20 protein-coding genes are annotated in these 17,271 nt (G+C 49.2%); 13 read left to right on the forward strand and 7 right to left on the reverse strand.

Going from position 1 to position 17,271, the window contains the following annotated elements; translation table 11 throughout:
* Positions 1-561: 561 nt before the first annotated feature.
* Positions 562-1,122, reverse strand: coding sequence for a recombinase family protein (locus EZV72_RS17515; protein ID WP_232364460.1), 561 nt, complete (start codon positions 1,120-1,122; stop codon positions 562-564).
* 251 nt (positions 1,123-1,373) lie between these two features.
* Between EZV72_RS17515 and EZV72_RS17520 the strand changes: the two genes are divergently transcribed.
* Complete coding sequence (locus EZV72_RS17520) at positions 1,374-1,805, forward strand: hypothetical protein (protein ID WP_137168447.1); 432 nt, start codon at positions 1,374-1,376, stop codon at positions 1,803-1,805.
* 361 nt (positions 1,806-2,166) lie between these two features.
* Here EZV72_RS17520 and groL read toward each other — a convergent pair whose 3' ends face one another.
* The 3 genes from groL to EZV72_RS17535 form a co-directional block, all read right to left on the reverse strand.
* Positions 2,167-3,810: a chaperonin GroEL gene (gene groL, locus EZV72_RS17525; protein ID WP_137168448.1), complete on the reverse strand. Its 1,644-nt coding sequence runs from the start codon at positions 3,808-3,810 to the stop codon at positions 2,167-2,169.
* A 35-nt stretch (positions 3,811-3,845) separates the two neighbouring features.
* Entirely contained in the window at positions 3,846-4,136 is a 291-nt protein-coding gene (locus EZV72_RS17530) for a co-chaperone GroES (RefSeq protein ID WP_137168449.1), read from the reverse strand.
* A gap of 250 nt (positions 4,137-4,386) precedes the next feature.
* Positions 4,387-4,905 carry an FxsA family protein gene (locus tag EZV72_RS17535; RefSeq protein ID WP_137168450.1) on the reverse strand — a complete coding sequence of 173 codons (519 nt, stop codon included), beginning with the start codon at positions 4,903-4,905 and terminating at the stop codon, positions 4,387-4,389.
* A 171-nt stretch (positions 4,906-5,076) separates the two neighbouring features.
* Between EZV72_RS17535 and cutA the strand changes: the two genes are divergently transcribed.
* The 8 genes from cutA to EZV72_RS17575 all read left to right on the forward strand — a co-directional run bounded on the left by cutA (position 5,077) and on the right by EZV72_RS17575 (position 12,310).
* A complete protein-coding gene (gene cutA, locus EZV72_RS17540; protein ID WP_137168451.1) occupies positions 5,077-5,394 on the forward strand; it encodes a divalent-cation tolerance protein CutA in 318 nt (105 codons plus the stop codon).
* Positions 5,395-5,422: 28 nt separating this feature from the next.
* Positions 5,423-7,228 carry a protein-disulfide reductase DsbD gene (locus EZV72_RS17545; protein WP_137168814.1) on the forward strand — a complete coding sequence of 602 codons (1,806 nt, stop codon included), beginning with the start codon at positions 5,423-5,425 and terminating at the stop codon, positions 7,226-7,228.
* Positions 7,225-7,986 carry a M23 family metallopeptidase gene (locus tag EZV72_RS17550; protein WP_232364461.1) on the forward strand — a complete coding sequence of 254 codons (762 nt, stop codon included), beginning with the start codon at positions 7,225-7,227 and terminating at the stop codon, positions 7,984-7,986. The genes EZV72_RS17545 and EZV72_RS17550 overlap by 4 nt, the downstream gene beginning before the upstream one ends.
* A 182-nt stretch (positions 7,987-8,168) precedes the next feature.
* Positions 8,169-8,618 carry a type II 3-dehydroquinate dehydratase gene (aroQ, locus tag EZV72_RS17555; protein ID WP_137168452.1) on the forward strand — a complete coding sequence of 150 codons (450 nt, stop codon included), beginning with the start codon at positions 8,169-8,171 and terminating at the stop codon, positions 8,616-8,618.
* 13 nt (positions 8,619-8,631) lie between these two features.
* Complete coding sequence (accB, locus tag EZV72_RS17560) at positions 8,632-9,090, forward strand: acetyl-CoA carboxylase biotin carboxyl carrier protein (RefSeq protein WP_137168453.1); 459 nt, start codon at positions 8,632-8,634, stop codon at positions 9,088-9,090.
* Positions 9,091-9,104: 14 nt separating this feature from the next.
* A complete protein-coding gene (gene accC, locus EZV72_RS17565) occupies positions 9,105-10,448 on the forward strand; it encodes an acetyl-CoA carboxylase biotin carboxylase subunit (protein ID WP_137168454.1) in 1,344 nt (447 codons plus the stop codon).
* Positions 10,449-10,758: 310 nt separating this feature from the next.
* A complete protein-coding gene (locus tag EZV72_RS17570) occupies positions 10,759-11,694 on the forward strand; it encodes a hypothetical protein (protein WP_137168455.1) in 936 nt (311 codons plus the stop codon).
* A 184-nt stretch (positions 11,695-11,878) separates the two neighbouring features.
* Positions 11,879-12,310 carry a hypothetical protein gene (locus EZV72_RS17575; protein WP_137168456.1) on the forward strand — a complete coding sequence of 144 codons (432 nt, stop codon included), beginning with the start codon at positions 11,879-11,881 and terminating at the stop codon, positions 12,308-12,310.
* On the opposite strand, the gene EZV72_RS17580 is transcribed toward EZV72_RS17575, so the two are convergent.
* Complete coding sequence (locus EZV72_RS17580) at positions 12,311-12,574, reverse strand: TIGR03643 family protein (protein WP_137168457.1); 264 nt, start codon at positions 12,572-12,574, stop codon at positions 12,311-12,313.
* A 26-nt stretch (positions 12,575-12,600) separates the two neighbouring features.
* On the reverse strand, positions 12,601-14,739 hold the full coding sequence (locus EZV72_RS17585; protein WP_137168458.1) for an exonuclease domain-containing protein: 2,139 nt from the start codon (positions 14,737-14,739) through the stop codon (positions 12,601-12,603).
* A 175-nt stretch (positions 14,740-14,914) separates the two neighbouring features.
* On the opposite strand from EZV72_RS17585, the gene EZV72_RS17590 reads away from it, so the two are divergent.
* Positions 14,915-15,565 (forward strand): HAD-IA family hydrolase, encoded by a 651-nt coding sequence (locus tag EZV72_RS17590; protein ID WP_137168459.1) that lies wholly within the window; start codon positions 14,915-14,917, stop codon positions 15,563-15,565.
* Between the two features lie 92 nt (positions 15,566-15,657).
* Positions 15,658-15,996, forward strand: coding sequence for a hypothetical protein (locus tag EZV72_RS17595; protein WP_137168460.1), 339 nt, complete (start codon positions 15,658-15,660; stop codon positions 15,994-15,996).
* Positions 15,997-16,064: 68 nt separating this feature from the next.
* On the opposite strand, the gene EZV72_RS17600 is transcribed toward EZV72_RS17595, so the two are convergent.
* Complete coding sequence (locus tag EZV72_RS17600) at positions 16,065-16,358, reverse strand: HNH endonuclease (protein ID WP_137168461.1); 294 nt, start codon at positions 16,356-16,358, stop codon at positions 16,065-16,067.
* Between the two features lie 77 nt (positions 16,359-16,435).
* Here EZV72_RS17600 and EZV72_RS17605 point away from each other — a divergent pair, with 77 nt between their 5' ends.
* Both EZV72_RS17605 and EZV72_RS17610 read left to right on the forward strand, forming a co-directional pair.
* Complete coding sequence (locus EZV72_RS17605) at positions 16,436-16,627, forward strand: CPXCG motif-containing cysteine-rich protein (protein WP_137168462.1); 192 nt, start codon at positions 16,436-16,438, stop codon at positions 16,625-16,627.
* A complete protein-coding gene (locus EZV72_RS17610; RefSeq protein ID WP_137168463.1) occupies positions 16,620-17,264 on the forward strand; it encodes a flavin reductase family protein in 645 nt (214 codons plus the stop codon). The genes EZV72_RS17605 and EZV72_RS17610 overlap by 8 nt, the downstream gene beginning before the upstream one ends.
* Positions 17,265-17,271 lie beyond the last annotated feature (7 nt).

Genomic DNA, 17,271 nt, shown 5'->3' on the forward strand with positions numbered 1-17,271 from the left:
TGACCACATTAATTGCTACTTAATAGTCTGAGCTATAGGGAAGGCATTGGGGGCCATAACGTAAGTAACCAATATTGATACTATCCGTAGATCTAACCTTGATGGTCCCTAGGGTATCTTTAAGTTTATAACAATTAGTGGTATCAGTTATTGATCTACCACCTAACGAGGTTACGTGAGGTAATCCCTAAGGCTATATGACCATATATAGTAACCATATCAGTTGATTAACTATGGTGGTCCTCATGGTATCCATGAGGCACTTACACAATAGATATCAATCAGTAGTGGTCATATCCCAATGGGGTTCCTTAAGGTATACCCTAATGTTCTTTCTTTACGTTTCTTTCTTATGGTCAGGGAGAAAGATTGACCAGTTGTATAGGTCGCTATGATTCCCGCATGTTTACACTTATGTTCTGGTAGTCAGGGTATTCAGTACGGGGTCATAAATAGCATCCCCCTCAAACGCTCTACAATGCGTTCTACGCTGCAATATCCATAGCGCCCCAAGGGTATTCATGACCTTACGAATGTCATCAGGAAGGCTCTGAGAGGCTATTACACTACCTTTCTACTGATGTTTAATATGGTCGCCCTAGAGACACCATATTGTTTATTTAATACAACCTTGCTGACTCCCTGTGACAGCTTAGTGATGACCTCTTGCTCCTGCTTACTGTTTAACTTGGGTTTAAGACCTCCATAGTTACCACTAGCGGCCTTACCTTCTCTGGTACGAGAGATAATGAAGTTCCTTTCCAGTTCAGCAAACATACCTAGTAACTGGACCATAGCTTTACTGAGAGGGTCTTTTTTGTTGCTAGTGTCTATCCCTTGCTCAATCGCAACGAAAACAACTTGTTTATCTGTGAAGGTATCCAGACAGTTGAGTACCTGAGAGAGTGCACGACTCAGTCTGTCCAATTTAGTCACTACCACAGTGTCACCACTACGCACATAATCAATGAGAGACGCTAGGGCTTGCTTATTGGACTCTTCTTTACCGGAGTGTTTACCTTGGAAGATCTTTTCACAACCGTATTCAGTCAGACGCTCAGCTTGTGATGTTAGATCTTGCTGATTGGTGGAGACACTAGCGAATCCTATCAGTGCCATCATTTACTCTTAGTGAATATCAGAAACTTAAGAGGTTCTTACAGGGACAGAGAGAAGTGTCAACAACTCTTAAAGTTCAGATTGTGACAATGTCATACTTTAATTGAGAGATTGTGACGCCTCCTTAACCTTTTATTGTCTAGAACTATACAAGTCTTAATCTTATGTGTTTAGCGACCAGAATAAGAGTATTACCAATGTGCGAAACTACGATAAGCTTTGAAAGCAAATTAAACATCAATGGAGCTGATGCAATGAAAATCATAAACGCTTTACTTCTGACAGCCACAATGGTTACACCATCAAAAGTGATAGCTGGAGAGTCACAATATTTGTGTATTGCTGACGTTGTGTCTGGTCTAGCATTCAAGTCTAGTAAATGGGAAACGACGGATTTTCTGAGCGGAGCAAAATATCTTTTGAAATTACAAAATGAGGATCTTGTGTCCGTCAAAGAATTTGGCGCTCCAGACGAATTTATCATGCCTTCTTGTGAGAAGATGGCAAACGTACAATCACAAAAATGTGAGAGTAACTTTGATACTTTTCGATTTCAGCCATCTACAAAGCGGTTTGTGTACGCTAAAACTAGCGGATTTACAAATGAGTACGAAGAGTTAGGTATACCGCTGAAAGCTACTGACTTTACCCCACATATTGCAATTGGAACTTGCGAAGAACTCTAAAAATTGAACAAACCATCCGCACGTTTTTTTCGAGAATCATGGAACGCCGCAATCGCATAGGAAGGGTATTACCTCGCCCCCTCCCCCCTGTACTCATAGGAGATCGTGAGGTGTTCTGTGAGAAGACTTTCAGACACAGTAAGGCATTGGCTTATGTCTACGTCACGTGATCGTAGAGAGCCATACAGAGCTTATTTGATTGAGGTAAAGATAAGGGGTAGCTATTGGGAAGCTGATGGAATATCGTAGAAAAAGATTAAGGGAAAAGTGTGAAACCAACCGTGACACAAAACGTACCACAGTTGGTTTCGATAGGCTTCTAAGTCATTGATTTATAATGACCATGAAAGCGGGGCGATTCTTACATCATGCCGCCCATGCCGCCCATTCCGCCCATGCCGCCCATGTCCGGAGCAGCTGGTTCGTCTTTAGGCAGTTCAGCTACCATGGCTTCGGTAGTGATCATCAGGCTGGCTACTGAAGACGCGAACTGCAGTGCAGAACGGGTAACTTTAGTTGGGTCAAGGATACCCATTTCCAGCATGTCGCCGTAAGTGTCGTTGCCGGCATTGTAACCGTAGTTACCTTCGCCGCCTTTAACCGCGTTAACCACTACAGAAGCTTCTGCACCTGCGTTAGTGGCGATTTGACGCAGAGGCGCTTCCATTGCACGTAGTGCCATGTTGATGCCGTGAGTCTGGTCTTCGTTGTCGCCTTGCAAATCCAGTACTTTTGCCGCAGCACGTACCAGAGCAACACCACCACCAGGGACCACACCTTCTTCAACCGCAGCACGGGTTGCGTGCAGGGCATCTTCAACGCGGTCTTTCTTCTCTTTCATTTCCATCTCGGTGGCAGCGCCAACCTTGATGACTGCAACACCGCCAGACAGTTTAGCCAGACGTTCCTGCAGTTTTTCTTTGTCATAATCTGAAGAGGACTCTTCGATCTGACCTTTAATTTGCGCACAGCGACCTTCAATGGCGGCTTCTTCGCCAGCACCGTCAACCACGGTTGTTTCATCTTTATTGATAACAACGCGTTTTGCTGTACCTAAATCTTCCAGCTGCGCTTTTTCCAGCTCCAGACCAATCTCTTCAGAGATAACTGTACCGCCAGTCAGAATAGCAATATCCTGCAGCATGGCTTTACGACGGTCACCAAAACCAGGTGCTTTAACCGCAGCCACTTTTACGATACCGCGCATGTTGTTTACTACCAGTGTCGCCAGCGCTTCGCCTTCCACATCTTCTGCGATGATCAGCAGCGGCTTGCCTGCTTTCGCTACACCTTCAAGGGTAGGCAGTAGTTCACGGATGTTAGAAATTTTCTTATCAACCAGCAGGATGAACGGGTTGTCCAGTTCTACTGTGCCGTTTTCCTGGTTGTTGATGAAGTAAGGAGACAGGTAACCGCGGTCAAACTGCATACCCTCAACTACTTCCAGTTCGTTCTGTAGTGCCTGGCCTTCTTCAACCGTGATAACGCCTTCTTTGCCTACTTTTTCCATTGCTTCAGCGATGATTTCGCCTACTTCAAGGTCAGAGTTTGCAGAAATAGTACCTACCTGAGCGATAGATTTACCATCGGCACAATCAGTAGACAGCGCTTTCAGCTCTTCAACCGCTGCCGCAACAGCTTTGTCGATACCGCGCTTCACGTCCATTGGGTTCATGCCCGCAGCAACCGCTTTAAGACCTTCAGTTACAATGGCCTGTGCCAGAACTGTTGCAGTGGTAGTACCGTCACCGGCTTCGTCGTTGGCTTTAGAAGCAACTTCTTTCACCATCTGCGCGCCCATGTTCTCAAACTTATCTTCCAGTTCGATTTCTTTGGCTACAGAAACACCATCTTTAGTGATAGTCGGAGCACCGAAAGACTTGTCCAGTACTACGTTACGGCCTTTAGGACCCAAGGTGACTTTAACTGCGTTAGCCAGGATGTTTACGCCCTTCAGCATCTTTGTGCGAGCGTCATCTCCAAAACGTACTTCTTTAGCTGCCATGTTTAAATTCCTCTAAATACGGTTAAAACGGTAAATTATTCTACGATTGCCAGAATGTCGCTTTCGCTCATGATCAGCACTTCCTGATCGTCCAGCTTTTCGGTTTTAACGCCGTAACCGTCACTGAAAATAACGGTGTCGCCTACTTTGACATCCAGCGCTTTTACTTCGCCGTTTTCTAGGATGCGACCGTTACCTACTGCGATAACTTCACCGCGTGTAGATTTTTCTGCCGCAGAACCAGTCAGAACGATACCGCCTGCTGATTTAGATTCTTGCTCTGCGCGCTTAACAATTACGCGGTCGTGTAAAGGACGAATTGCCATTTTCAAGTCTCCTGAAAATTCCAACTATTCAAAAGTTAGTTATTTAGCCAAGCATCATCAGTGATGCTGAACTGTTGTTAAAAGAAGCAATTAAACAACTGCTTCAAACTTCATACTGCGAGGATAGATGGGGTAGCCACCATACAATCTCAAGGGGCTTTGGTTAAAAAAAGTAAAATTTTTTAGACATAAAAAAACCGCTGTTGATTTCATCGCTATCAACAGCGGCTGTGCTCAGAATCGTTCTGAATTAGCGCAGACGGTGATTGTCGTCCTGCTCAGTTTTGTCGGTGTACTGACCTTCGTACACATCGCCGTTACTGTCATGCTGCGGGCCTTGCTGGGACGGCCCCTGATCAAACGGATTGCCCTGCGGCCCAAAAGGCCCCTGCCCGAACCCGCCGGATGTGACCACTCTGGCTTTCATGTGTTTGGATACGTGACTAGCCATATAGTGACGCGTACCCGGTAACACCAGCAGTATCCCCAAAATGTCAGTAACAAAGCCCGGCGTCACCATCAGTACCCCGGCCACCACCAGCATCAGGCCCTGTACAATTTCGTTACCTGGCAGCTCATTACGCTGCATTTTTTCCTGCGCAACCTGTAAGGTCTGCAACCCCTCACGCTTCACAAAATAAGAGCCGATAAACGCGGTCAGCAACACCAGGGCAATGGTATTCCAGCCGCCAATCATTTCGCCCACTTTTACCAGTACAGCAATCTCAACAATGGTAAAAACGGCAAAAATTAAAAATAAAAATCGCAAAACAAGTCCTCTTTCACTATTACGGTACTAATGATTTGGGCAAAATCACGTTACTCAAGCTATAGACGATAACCTGCCCGATAAATTCCATAATCAGTCCGACTATCTGTTACCTTAATGCCATAATTTCTGAAAGAATGATCATAAGGTGAGGGTCATATGGAGCATGAGATGTCTGTGAGTATGGTGTTTTGTACGGTGCCGGACACCCAAACAGCTCAGAAAATCGCCACGGCCCTGGTTGAACAGCGGCTGGCAGCGTGCGTCAAACAGCTGGGCACGGTGACATCAACCTATCGCTGGCAGGGTAAAGTCGAGCAGGATAACGAATGTCAGTTACTGATTAAAACCGCCACCGATAAGGTCAGCCAGGCATATGCACTGGTGGTATCAATGCATCCGTATGACGAACCGGAATGGGTGGAAGTACCACAGGTTAACGGCAGCAGCAGTTATCTGAGCTGGGTGCTTGAGCAAACCCGCACGTAAATTTTTATTAACGGAGTAGTGTAAAGTGATAAACCTGGCCCGCCTGCTGTTGCTATGGGTATTTGTCAGTACCGCCAGTTTTGCCCAGATCCCTGATGGCGGTTTTACTGACCCGTTTGGCGATACCCCGCAGTTTTTGCCGGTTGAGGACGCGTTTGCGTTTGACTACAAACAACAAGATGATGCTCTGGTTGTCACCTTTGATATCGCCGATGGTTATTACCTGTACAAAAAGCAGTTTAAAACCGCCACCAAAAATGCCACCGTCGGCCCGCTATCCTTACCGACCGGAGACGAAAAAGAAGACGAGTTTTTTGGTTTATCAGAGGTCTATCACCAGTCACTGACCTTCACCATTCCGATAGAGCAGGCAGCGCCGGACAGCACGGTTAAAATTCGCTATCAGGGCTGCGCTGATGCCGGCTTTTGTTATCCGGCGACTACCAAGGTGGTGTATCTGGAAGCGGTGGGCGCGGCCTCTAATGCCAACTCGGACCAGACTGATAAAGCGCAGTCACAGCAGTTTTCGCTAGCCGAGCGGCTGGCCAGTCAGGACAATCTGCCGGTGACACTGCTGTTATTTCTGGCACTGGGTATCGGTCTGGCCTTTACCCCCTGTGTCTTTCCGATGTATCCGATACTCTCGGGAATTGTGCTGGGGCACGGCAAACAGCGCCATAGTAGCAGCCGCACGTTCTGGTTGTCGTTTGTGTACGTGCAGGGTATGGCCATTACCTATTCCCTGCTGGGACTGATTGTGGCCTCGGCCGGCGTGCAGTTTCAGGCTGCCCTGCAAAGTCCGCTTATTCTGGGCATTTTTATCACCTTGTTTGTGCTGCTCGCGCTGGCCATGTTCGGCGCATTTAATCTGGAATTACCCTCGGCCTGGCAAAACCGCCTAAATGCGGTCAGTCAGCGGCAAAAACAGGGCAATGTGGCAGGTGTGTTTGTTATGGGGGCGCTGTCCGGACTTATCGCCTCGCCCTGCACCACGGCCCCACTGACCGGTATTTTGCTGTTTATTGCCCAAAGTGGTGATGTGGTGCTGGGTTTTGTCTCTTTGTATGTACTAAGCCTGGGCATGGGTATTCCGCTGATTCTGTTTGGCCTGACCGGGGGTAAACTGCTGCCTAAAGCCGGTCACTGGATGAATATTATTAAAGTGACATTTGGCTTTATGATGCTGGCCGTGGCGATTATTTTTATCGAGCGGGTGTGGAACACCCCGTTATCTGACGGGCTCTGGGCTTTGCTGGGGCTGGCAACATTTAGCTATTTCAGTGTCATGAATCAGTCCTCACCGCCGTCTTTTGCTAAAGGCGTGCGCACTGCGGTTATCTTTACCGGCCTGTTTGCCAGTGTACTGCTGGGCTATCACACCTGGCAAAATGCCGGTGGTAAGCATACTGCTTCCCCGGTCAGTAATGTCGGTGTCACCGCGCCGGCCGTGGAGGCCGGTCACCCATCGTTTATGGTGGTCAAAAGTGTGCAGGATTTGAAACAAAAAGTGGCAGCAGCCTCTGCTCAGGGTAAAAGTGTGATGGTGGACTTGTACGCCGACTGGTGTGTGGCCTGCAAAGAGTTTGAAAAATATACCTTTGTCGATAAGCAAGTCCAGAGCGCTCTGGCCAATACGGTATGGATGCAGATAGATCTGACGGACAACACCCCTGCCAACCTGGCGTTTCAAAAAGAATTCAGGATACTGGGTTTACCGACCATTTTATTTTTCGACACCCAGGGTAATGAACTACCCAAGGCACGGGTCACCGGGTTTATGCGCCCCGGCCCGTTTGCCGGCCATGTCAGCCGGATGCTGGCGCCAGTCCGGTGATCCGTCCGGCAGCAGTGACTGCGTTGTGCATCCTGTGGATCACCGCGGCCCCTGCTGCTGCCCGTCAAGGATGCTTTGCCAACTGGTTTTGTATTACCACCGATAAGGCCGGACAGATTCAGGCCCACCGGCAGCGTCCGCATCCGGTGGTTGTCACCCTGTACAGCCGACAGCTTGCCCGGCCGGTTACGGTCAGTCTTACCAATGATACTCCCTACCCGCTGGGTGTAGTGTCTGACCCCGCTGCGTTCTGGCCGCAGATGCAGGTTAAGTGGACGCCCGGGCGTCTTGATGCTAGCCATGATGACACTGCTCGTTATGCTTATCCGTTACAACCGGCTGACCAGTATCCGATTGTGCAGGGTAACAACGGCACGTTTTCTCATCAGGGTCGTTCCCGCTATGCGGTAGATTTTGCCGCGCCGGTAGGCACACCGATACTGGCAGCCCGGGCCGGTATGGTTATCGACCTTCAACAGTCCCATAACCGGAGCGGCCCCACTGCTGATTTTGCCCGTTACGCTAATTATGTGGTGGTACTGCATCAGGATGGCACCACTGGCGAGTATTACCACCTTCAATATCACGGCGCCGCAGTACATATCGGGCAGCGCGTTAACACCGGTGCCTTGCTGGGGTATTCGGGTAACACAGGATTTTCGTCACTGCCCCATCTGCATTTTGCCGTGTACAAAGCCCTGCCTGATGGCCAGTATCAGTCCGTGCCCTTTCGTTTTGAGAGCTCTTCCAGTAAGTAGATTTTGTCGCGAAATTACCTGATTAGACCAGTATTTTGCTGCGAAACAAACCACATCAACTATAATCGTCGGTTAATTATCACAGGCGAGAGAAAAACTGGCTTTTTTTCGTGCAACCAACCAGTTTTTTTGCTTAAAATGAACTTTAATTGGTCATATACGGCAAGATAGCAGCATTTTTAATGAATATTCTATTAATAAACGGGCCTAACCTGAATATGTTAGGCAAGCGTGAGCCACAAACTTATGGTAGTCAGACTTTGCAGGACATTGTAGATACGTTGTCTGCTCAGGCTGAACAGGCCAATGCAACACTGGCGCATTTTCAGTCAAATGCCGAGCACGCCCTGATTGATCGCATTCATGCCGCAATGGATAACATTGATGCCATCATTATCAATCCGGGGGCATTTACCCATACCAGTGTGGCCCTGCGCGATGCATTGTTAGCGGTTAACATCCCGTTTATCGAGGTGCACATGTCTAATGTACATGCCCGCGAGCCGTTTCGCCACCATTCCTATTTATCCGATGTTGCCGCCGGCATTATTGTTGGCCTGGGCGCTCAGGGCTATGAACTTGCGCTAAGTGCAGCATTAAATTTCAAACAATCAAATAACCCGACAAAATAAGCAGAGACAGACCATGGATATCAGAAAAATCAAAAAACTCATCGAGCTGGTTGAAGAATCAGGCGTTGCCGAGCTGGAAATCACCGAAGGTGAAGAATCTGTACGTATTCACCGTGGTCCAAGTGCCAACGCTGCGCCGATGAACTACACGGTAGCGGCACCAGCCGCACCAGCAGCACCTGCTCCGGCTGCAGCATCTGTTGCACCAGCAGCACCAGCTGAGCCAGAAGGCCCGACCGGTCATCAGGTAAAATCTCCCATGGTCGGTACGTTCTACCGTGCATCTTCACCTACCAGCAAGTCGTTTGTTGAAGTAGGCCAGAGCGTGAATGTTGGCGATACCCTGTGCATTATTGAAGCCATGAAAATGATGAACCAAATCGAAGCCGACAAAGCCGGCGTGGTAAAAGCTATTCTGGTAGAAAATCAGGATCCGGTTGAATTTGATCAACCTCTGTTCATCATCGAATAATCAGGCTGGGTGTTATGCTAGATAAAGTACTCATTGCTAACCGTGGTGAAATTGCACTTCGGATTTTGCGTGCCTGTAAAGAACTGGGCATCAAAACCGTTGCAGTTCACTCTACGGCAGACAGAAACTTAAAGCACGTTCTGCTGGCAGACGAATCCATTTGTATTGGTAAAGCCTCTGCAACAGAAAGCTACCTTAACATTCCGCGCATTATTGCTGCGGCGGAAGTCACTAACTCTATCGCTATCCACCCGGGTTACGGCTTTTTGGCGGAAAACGCTGAATTTGCCGAAGCGGTGGAAAAAAGCGGCTTCATCTTTGTGGGCCCTACCGCCGAGACCATCAATCTGATGGGTGACAAAGTGTCGGCCATCAACGCCATGAAAAAAGCCGGTGTACCTTGTGTACCAGGTTCAGATGGCCCGCTGACCGACGATGAAGAAAAGAACAAGAGCATTGCCAAGCGCATCGGCTACCCCATTATTGTTAAAGCTGCCGGTGGCGGTGGTGGTCGCGGTATGCGGGTGGTTCGCAAAGAATCTGAACTGATTTCCGCGATTGCTACCACTCAGGCAGAAGCCGGCGCAGCCTTTGGTAATGCCACTGTGTACATGGAAAAGTTCCTGGAAAACCCACGTCACGTTGAGATTCAGGTACTGGCAGATGGCCAGGGTAATGCCATTCACTTAGGTGAGCGCGACTGCTCGATGCAGCGTCGTCACCAGAAGGTCGTGGAAGAAGCTCCGGCACCAGGTGTCTCTGAACAGATGCGCAATAAAATCGGTGACCGCTGCCGCCGCGCCTGTATTGAAATTGGTTACCGTGGTGCTGGTACATTTGAATTTTTGTATGAAAACGGCGAGTTTTATTTCATTGAAATGAACACCCGGATTCAGGTAGAACACCCGGTGTCTGAGATGATCACTGGTGTGGATTTGATTAAAGAGCAGTTAAGAATTGCTGCTGGTCAGCCACTGTCTATCGATCAGTCACAAATTCAGATCCGTGGCCACGCCATTGAGTGTCGTATCAATGCCGAAGACCCGCAAACCTTTATCCCCAGCCCTGGTAACATTGATATGTTCCATTCACCGGGTGGTTTAGGCGTGCGCTGGGACTCGCATATTTATGCCGGTTACACAGTACCACCTTACTACGACTCGATGATTGGTAAACTCATCACTTACGGTGAAAGCCGTGATGAAGCCATTGCCAGAATGCGCCACGCACTGGACGAGTTAGTGGTTGAAGGCATTAAAACCAATATTCCGCTGCAACGTTCGATTATGGCGGATGAAAACTTCTTTGCTGGTGGAACTAACATCCACTACCTTGAGAAAAAATTAGGCATTTCCTAATCATTACGCATGGAGCACCTCGTGAAGGGGTGCTTTTTTTGTGTCTTAGATTTGTCACAAGCTATATAGCAAAAAAGCGATTGTTTTAATTCATTTTTGCTAATTTTCGTGACAAAAAACAAAGAGTAGACTGCAGTTACTTCATATCACTTCTCCCGTGATTGTTGTATGTTTCCTTTTGTTAAAAGGCAAGCAATCTTGCTTTACCCAAAAATTTGGCCGCTGAATAGTTCAGCGGTTTTTTTTGGCTGGCACTATTTCTGCTAAATCGCTCACCATCGTTTAACATTCGATTATCAGGACAGTACGAATGAGCATGAAGCTTTTAAGCAGCGTATCCGCATTACTGTGTGCTTGCACAACCTTATCCGCCCACGCAGAAAACCCGTTGTCTTACCACCACACGCTGGACACCGAAGTCCGGATGGATGGCCGTACCGATCGAGAAGAAAAATGGCAGTACCGACTACGCTATTATCCCACGGTGAATCTGACCTCAGATAACTCCTGGAGTATTAACGGTCTGATAACAACCGGCGACTCTTTTGCCAATACCCGAAATAGTTTTGATGGCAATTCACACAACCTGTACATGCGTCGATTGTTTGTGCGCAAAACCTATGACGGCGGCAAAACTGAAGTGGGGGTGCTGCCCACTTATAAAGGTCATGTATCGTTAACCGGCTTGTCTTACGATGGCTGGATCAAAGGAATTCGTCAGGTTGTGGCGGTTGACGACGATACCGCGGTGGAGTTTGTGGCAGGTAACCTGGACGATTTAGATGCGGCTAATGCGCTGGATTTTCCCGATGAAATGAATTATTACGAATTTGAATACTCGTCACGCGTCGCCCGCCGCCACCATATTGAACTGGGTCTTGAGCGAATGCTAAGCGGTAACTTTACCCGCGCAGAGTATCGCTATGATTTAGACAACAGCCATGCCGCCACGGTGGAATGGGTACAGCGGGTTGATGAAGCCGAAACCAAGCTCACTACAGGATTTGCCGGGCTGCTGCCGGTTGCAGAATACCCGGTAAGTTATGCCGCCTACTATTCTTATACCAGCGAACACTTCGGGCCGCGGGGTACACTGACCGAAGACTTCATCGGTACCGGTCATGGCTTCTCAGTTGACTGTTTTGCGCAAATCCCTGGCCTGCCCAGCACCAGCTGGTTTGTGGGCTATGATCTGATTGATGCAACCCATCGTTTACAAGTAGGTATTCGCTCGCGGATTCGTTGATAGAAAAAAGGCCCGCGAAGCGCGGGCCAAAAGCAAGAACGCGTACGCACTTAACAGTGCATAATAGTTACGTGAGCCCCCGAACAGCAGTTCAATGCTCAGAATTACGTTTTGTTAATTGTACCGGAACCAGCAGGCAGATGTGAGACACTGATTATCACTCGTTAACCGTAAGCTTTTGATCATGACCGGCACCATCAGTCAACTCAAGCAACAACTTCCGTTAAACCGGCTCACACCGTCATTGCTACTTGCCCTGCGGGTGTTATTTGATGACCCTGATGATATTGTCGATTTGGATCAGGATATTGCTGATTTACGCTACTTTCCTGAACGACTTCATGCCAGCTACCGCCCAGAGTGGGAAACCTATATTCTGCATGCGCTGATCAAGCGTTACCGGGCAGCCGGTTCCGCCAGTTCAGACCATCTGATTGATAGTGTGATGCGCGATGTGGAACAGATACAACAGAACAGCCACCGCTATCAGCACATGTTACAAATGGTACTTCAAGCACAATCGGTGTGTGGCAGCCACAACACTATCCTGTTTCCGTCCGGCTGGCGGCAACAGACTATGGCCCTGATGCTACCGCTGACCACAGCAAAAAAGTAGCTATTTATTAGCCCCGGCGGGTTTGTACTGAGACGGACAATAGCCGCGTTCCACGCCGGCAGGGCGCAGCGCTTTGTGTTTGGTTTTGCGCCCACTTACCCGGGCCCGCCAGTTCTTAAACGTTTTTGCCTTCAGCTGACCACGCATCAGCCGAATCACCTCTTTTTCTGACAATCCGTACAGATTTTCGATAGCTTCAAAGGGCGTGCGATCCTCCCACGCCATTTCAATCACCCGCGACCGGGTCACTTCGTCTAGCTGCATTATTAGCTCCACACGTTTTTACCCTGTTACGTTACCGCGTAACAGGCCGTGCGTTCATGAATAATATTTAACAGGCTGGCGGCTGCCCGGGCATCCGACATGGCTCTGTGATGGCGTTGCATATCGATACCAAAATGCGCAGTCAGGGCAGCCAGTGAATAAGATGACAGCCCCGGACAGGCCCGACGCATCTGCACTACCGTGCACAGTTTGGGCCGCCGGTAGGCGCGCTCCAGCCGGGCAAATTCCAGTTTAAAAAAACCATAATCAAAATTCACATTGTGCGCCACAAACACGCAGTCCTGGGTAAATGCATCCACTTCGTCAGCCACCTCGGCAAAGGTGGGCGCGTCGGCCACCATTGCGTTATCAATGCCGGTCAGGCGGGTAATGGAAGACGGAATGCTGCGCTGCGGATTGATCAGCGACTGCCAGCTGTCCACTACCTCGCCGTTGATCATTTTTACCATGCCAATTTCGGTAATCCGGTGATAGTCCTGTTTACCACCGGTGGTTTCAATATCTACCACTACATAAGGCTGCATCGGGTCCTGCACCCATTCAACCTGAGTAATATTGACGGTCAGTCCGGCTTGCTGCAAACGCTGAATCGTAATCAGCTGATTACGCCGCAAGACATCCCCCGGGGCCTTTATCTCCTCAAACCTGACCTTACCGTCCTCCACTACCATAATGTCAGGAAAGCCGTCAGATAATGCAGCAAAGTCCTTACACATCATGCGCAGTATGGTCAGTATCTGCGCAAAAGGAATGTGCTCCAGCATCACATTCACGGTGTCGAGCAGGGTTTGTCGCCACATAAAGACGCTATTAACCTTGCCAAAATGCGTACTGGCCTGCCGGGTCAGATGCAGACGCAAGTCGGCAGGGGTGGCAAACTGGCTTAGCAGCGCTTCAATATCCGCCCCAAAGCTGTGATAAAACGTATTGTATTTAAGGCTTTGCGGACGCCGATCGAACTCTGTTACCAGACTGTCTTTTTCAAATAACAACTGCCAGAAAGTCAGCCCGAACAACACACGCCAGGGACGATTTTCGGTGCGCCAGGCTGCCGCCCCGTGTCGTTTGTACCAGCCAACCACCCCCTGCTCAACCGACTGATTCTGGCTGATATCCAACGCCAGTTGGCGGCTGGCACTGCGCAACATATCCGTCATCACACTGGTGCGCTTTTTATGATATTTGCGGGTGTAGAAATCCTCGGCAAAAGCCAGCAATGAGTCAGAGGCCGGGTTATCGATAATACTTTCAAGCTCGGTTTTCACCGCCTCTTTGTGGCCGTCTTTATAATACTCTCGCAGCCATTTTTCTCTGGCCGCATCACCCGGCGCTTGCTGCAATACCTGTAAGCCCAGCGCCCGGTCACTATCGAGCAGCTGAACCCCTAGTTTATGCTGGTATTTTTCAGCCAGACGCAAGCTTAGCGGCCCCTCAGTGACCGGCATACTACTGCGCCCAACCGCTTCTTTTTGCGCCGCCGACAGATAAGTCAGGTCATCCAGTCCGCGGGCATAAAAAAACGCTGCCGCGGCATCCTCGGCAGAGTCAAAGCGGGCTGCGGTGCCGGTGGCATCTTCACGGGTACGCATAATACCCAGATCACGCATGGAAAACTGATTCAGGCGACCTTTGGTATTGCCAAAATATAAAAACAGCAGATAGCGCAAGGTGGGCTCAAACTGTTTGACCAGATAATCCTGGGCCGGCAGCTGTGCTGGCCAGCCATGAGTCTGGGCCAGTGAACACAACAGGCTGACCAACTCAGCCTTTTTTTTAGCCGACACGCCAGATACACCGGGAAATTCAGCCAGACACGCCAGCAAGGTGTCTTTGGTGACCACTCCGGCAATATCCTGAATACTGGCCTGAGTCATATCAGCAAACCAGCCCTGGGCAGTCAGTGCATCAAGATGCTGCTGAGGCTCATTGATCTCTGCATAATTAAACTGAGTGCGATTGATCAGTGCGTACTTTCTGTTGGCTGCGCGTGCTATCAGACACTGCTGATCCCTGTCCAATGCGCGAAAAGCCGCAATGAACTGTCGGCTTTGCTCGTCCAGTAAGGTGTGTGAATGGGCATCAAAATACCCCAGAAATTCGTGAAAATGATCCAGATAATAATAGGCCGGAAGTGCTTTTTTCATCCTGTTGTTCAGTTGCCGGTGTGTAAATAAGAGTGTATGTATATACAGCATAGTGTCAAATTAACTTTTTGCAGTGTCATGCCTGGCGCGGCTTTGTGACTGTTTTTAAGAAGAAAATGACTTTCACGTCAGGGATTGCTTAAATGGCAACCACAGCAGCAATCAAACGGATCGGATGATGATTGAATGGGTTTTATTTGATAATGACGGCACGCTGGTCGACAGCGAAATACTGTGTAATCAGGCCATTGTCGAATTGTTTGCCGGTCAGGCAGTTACCCTGGATGCACACACGCTGACCCGGCATTACCGGGGCGGCAAAATGAGTGAGATTCTGGCGACCCTGGCCCGGGAGCATCAGATCAGCCTGCCCCCAGCCTTCATGGACGACTACCGGCAACGGGTCGCTCAACTGTTCGAACAGCATCTACAGCCGGTCAGCGGCATCCCGGAACTGCTTGATGCGCTGCAGGTTAATATGGCTGTGGTCTCCAACGGGCCGCTGGCTAAAATCAGGCAGGCGCTGTTGTTATGCGGGCTGGCCCATCATTTTGACAACCGTTTATACAGTGCCTTTGAGCTAAACCAGCACAAGCCGGACCCAGCTCTGTATCTGACTGCCATGGCAGATTTGAATATTTGTGCGCACCAGTGTGTGGCGATTGAAGATAGCCCCTCCGGGGTGGCGTCGGCCACTGGTGCCGGCATCACCACGTTGTTCTACAACCAGTACAACGAAACCCTGAATAATGACAAGGTGATACCGTTTACCAGTATGCAGCAGGTGCCGGACATTCTTGCCCGACTGAATGCACAGAGTCGTTGATTGAATTAGTAAAAATGAATATATTTCGTAAAAACGTTGCGCTTTTTATAAAACTGGCAAGAAGCCAGTACCAAACTGACAAGAGGGAAAAAATGAAATTATTACGTATTGCGGCTATCGGTGTAGCCGCGGCGGTATTGTCGGCCTGCGGTGGTCATGGCTTTGAAGGAAAATGGCAGGTTGAAAGTGATAACCCGCTGGTTGTCGCGGCAATGAAACAATCAGGTGCCAGTCATTTTAATATCGGAGATGACTATCTGGAGGCAAATGGACAACGCAACCAGCTGGACGATATTTTTGTTCGTGAAAGTGAAGGCAAATCCTACCTGGTGTTTGTTAATGATGAAGACGAGCAGGCGATGGAAATTATTGACGATAATACTCTGCAACAGTCCATGGGTCCGCTTTCCATTACCTTTGTTCGCCAGTAACAGGCAACGTAGATGTCAGGCAGCACCCTGTGCTGTACTGGCATAATGCCGCCCCTTTGTGGCGGCTGTCATACTTTAATCGACTGTTTGCCTACCCACTCAAAATAACGGGCCAGTTTTTCATCCTGCTGTAGCAACGCCAGCGAATAAAGCTGTTTGGCCAGCTCCATTTCGGTGTAAAAGCGATGAATACCATCATGACACTGCCGGCAAATGGCCACGCCCTGGTTTAACACCTCCCGGTTGAAGTGTTTTTTGTAATAAGAGCGGCGATGCATTTTTCGCGGGATCAGGTGGTGAAAAGTCAGCCGGGCCCGTCTTTCACACAGCGGACACTGCCCTACCGCCAGCCGTTTACTCATACCTCCTCCATAAATCCAAGCTGTTTATCTGCACGTAAAGAATAATCTTAATACACATAAAGTTACTGAGGTGGATAATGAGTTTAGCAACCCCAGCCCTGTTTCACTGCCCTTACTGCATGGAACCCAATGAGGTGGAAATCGATGAAGTCAATGATGCCGGACAAACTCAGGTGCTTGATTGTCAGGTATGTTGTCAGCCTATTGAAATGACCGTGCATGGTCGCGGCGAGGACATGACCGTTGAGGTGCGCCAGGAAAATGAATGATATCTGTATCACCCGCCAGGATATTGATAAATTTGAGCAGCGATACCGTGCCACTCTGATTAACGGCCTGTCCGGCTTTAAAAGTGCCAGCCTGATTGGCACCAGTGCTACCCGCGGGCAGCAGGAGAATCTGGCGGTTATCAGCTCGGTGGTCCACGTTGGGGCTAACCCGCCTTTACTGGGCATGATCATGCGTCCTCATACGGTGGTGCGCGATACGCTGGAAAATATCCAGGCAACCGGCGTCTATACTATTAATCATATTCATGAAAGCTGGACCGATAAAGCACACCAGACCAGCGCCCGGTACGACAAAGACCAGAGCGAATTCACGGCCACCGGTCTGACGCCCTGGTACAGCGATAACTTTGCCGCGCCTTATGTGGCACAGAGCCCGGTAAAGCTGGGCATGAAACTGGCTTCGGTGATACCTATTGAGCTGAATAATACACAACTGGTGATTGGCAGTATTGAACAGGTCTGGCTAAATAATGAACTGATTGAAGGTGACGGTAGTATCAATCTGACCGATGCCGGCATTGCCTGTATCAGCGGTCTGGATACTTACCTGTCCACCCGGCGTATTGCACGTTATGCGTATGCCAAGCCGGATAAACCACCGCAACAACTGCCCTAGGCGCGGG

Source organism: Salinimonas lutimaris (genome assembly GCF_005222225.1).
Lineage (GTDB): Bacteria > Pseudomonadota > Gammaproteobacteria > Enterobacterales > Alteromonadaceae > Alteromonas > Alteromonas lutimaris.

What these genes read in the sequence shown, in the direction of transcription:
- EZV72_RS17515 (WP_232364460.1), bottom strand. Translation starts at nt 1,122, where the DNA reads ATGATGGCACTGATAGGATTCGCTAGTGTCTCCACCAATCAGCAAGAT.
- EZV72_RS17520 (WP_137168447.1), top strand. Translation starts at nt 1,374, where the DNA reads ATGAAAATCATAAACGCTTTACTTCTGACAGCCACAATGGTTACACCA.
- groL (WP_137168448.1), bottom strand. Translation starts at nt 3,810, where the DNA reads ATGGCAGCTAAAGAAGTACGTTTTGGAGATGACGCTCGCACAAAGATG.
- EZV72_RS17530 (WP_137168449.1), bottom strand. Translation starts at nt 4,136, where the DNA reads ATGGCAATTCGTCCTTTACACGACCGCGTAATTGTTAAGCGCGCAGAG.
- cutA (WP_137168451.1), top strand. Translation starts at nt 5,077, where the DNA reads ATGTCTGTGAGTATGGTGTTTTGTACGGTGCCGGACACCCAAACAGCT.
- aroQ (WP_137168452.1), top strand. Translation starts at nt 8,169, where the DNA reads ATGAATATTCTATTAATAAACGGGCCTAACCTGAATATGTTAGGCAAG.
- accB (WP_137168453.1), top strand. Translation starts at nt 8,632, where the DNA reads ATGGATATCAGAAAAATCAAAAAACTCATCGAGCTGGTTGAAGAATCA.
- accC (WP_137168454.1), top strand. Translation starts at nt 9,105, where the DNA reads ATGCTAGATAAAGTACTCATTGCTAACCGTGGTGAAATTGCACTTCGG.
- EZV72_RS17570 (WP_137168455.1), top strand. Translation starts at nt 10,759, where the DNA reads ATGAGCATGAAGCTTTTAAGCAGCGTATCCGCATTACTGTGTGCTTGC.
- EZV72_RS17575 (WP_137168456.1), top strand. Translation starts at nt 11,879, where the DNA reads ATGACCGGCACCATCAGTCAACTCAAGCAACAACTTCCGTTAAACCGG.
- EZV72_RS17580 (WP_137168457.1), bottom strand. Translation starts at nt 12,574, where the DNA reads ATGCAGCTAGACGAAGTGACCCGGTCGCGGGTGATTGAAATGGCGTGG.
- EZV72_RS17585 (WP_137168458.1), bottom strand. Translation starts at nt 14,739, where the DNA reads ATGAAAAAAGCACTTCCGGCCTATTATTATCTGGATCATTTTCACGAA.
- EZV72_RS17590 (WP_137168459.1), top strand. Translation starts at nt 14,915, where the DNA reads ATGATGATTGAATGGGTTTTATTTGATAATGACGGCACGCTGGTCGAC.
- EZV72_RS17595 (WP_137168460.1), top strand. Translation starts at nt 15,658, where the DNA reads ATGAAATTATTACGTATTGCGGCTATCGGTGTAGCCGCGGCGGTATTG.
- EZV72_RS17600 (WP_137168461.1), bottom strand. Translation starts at nt 16,358, where the DNA reads ATGAGTAAACGGCTGGCGGTAGGGCAGTGTCCGCTGTGTGAAAGACGG.
- EZV72_RS17605 (WP_137168462.1), top strand. Translation starts at nt 16,436, where the DNA reads ATGAGTTTAGCAACCCCAGCCCTGTTTCACTGCCCTTACTGCATGGAA.
- EZV72_RS17610 (WP_137168463.1), top strand. Translation starts at nt 16,620, where the DNA reads ATGAATGATATCTGTATCACCCGCCAGGATATTGATAAATTTGAGCAG.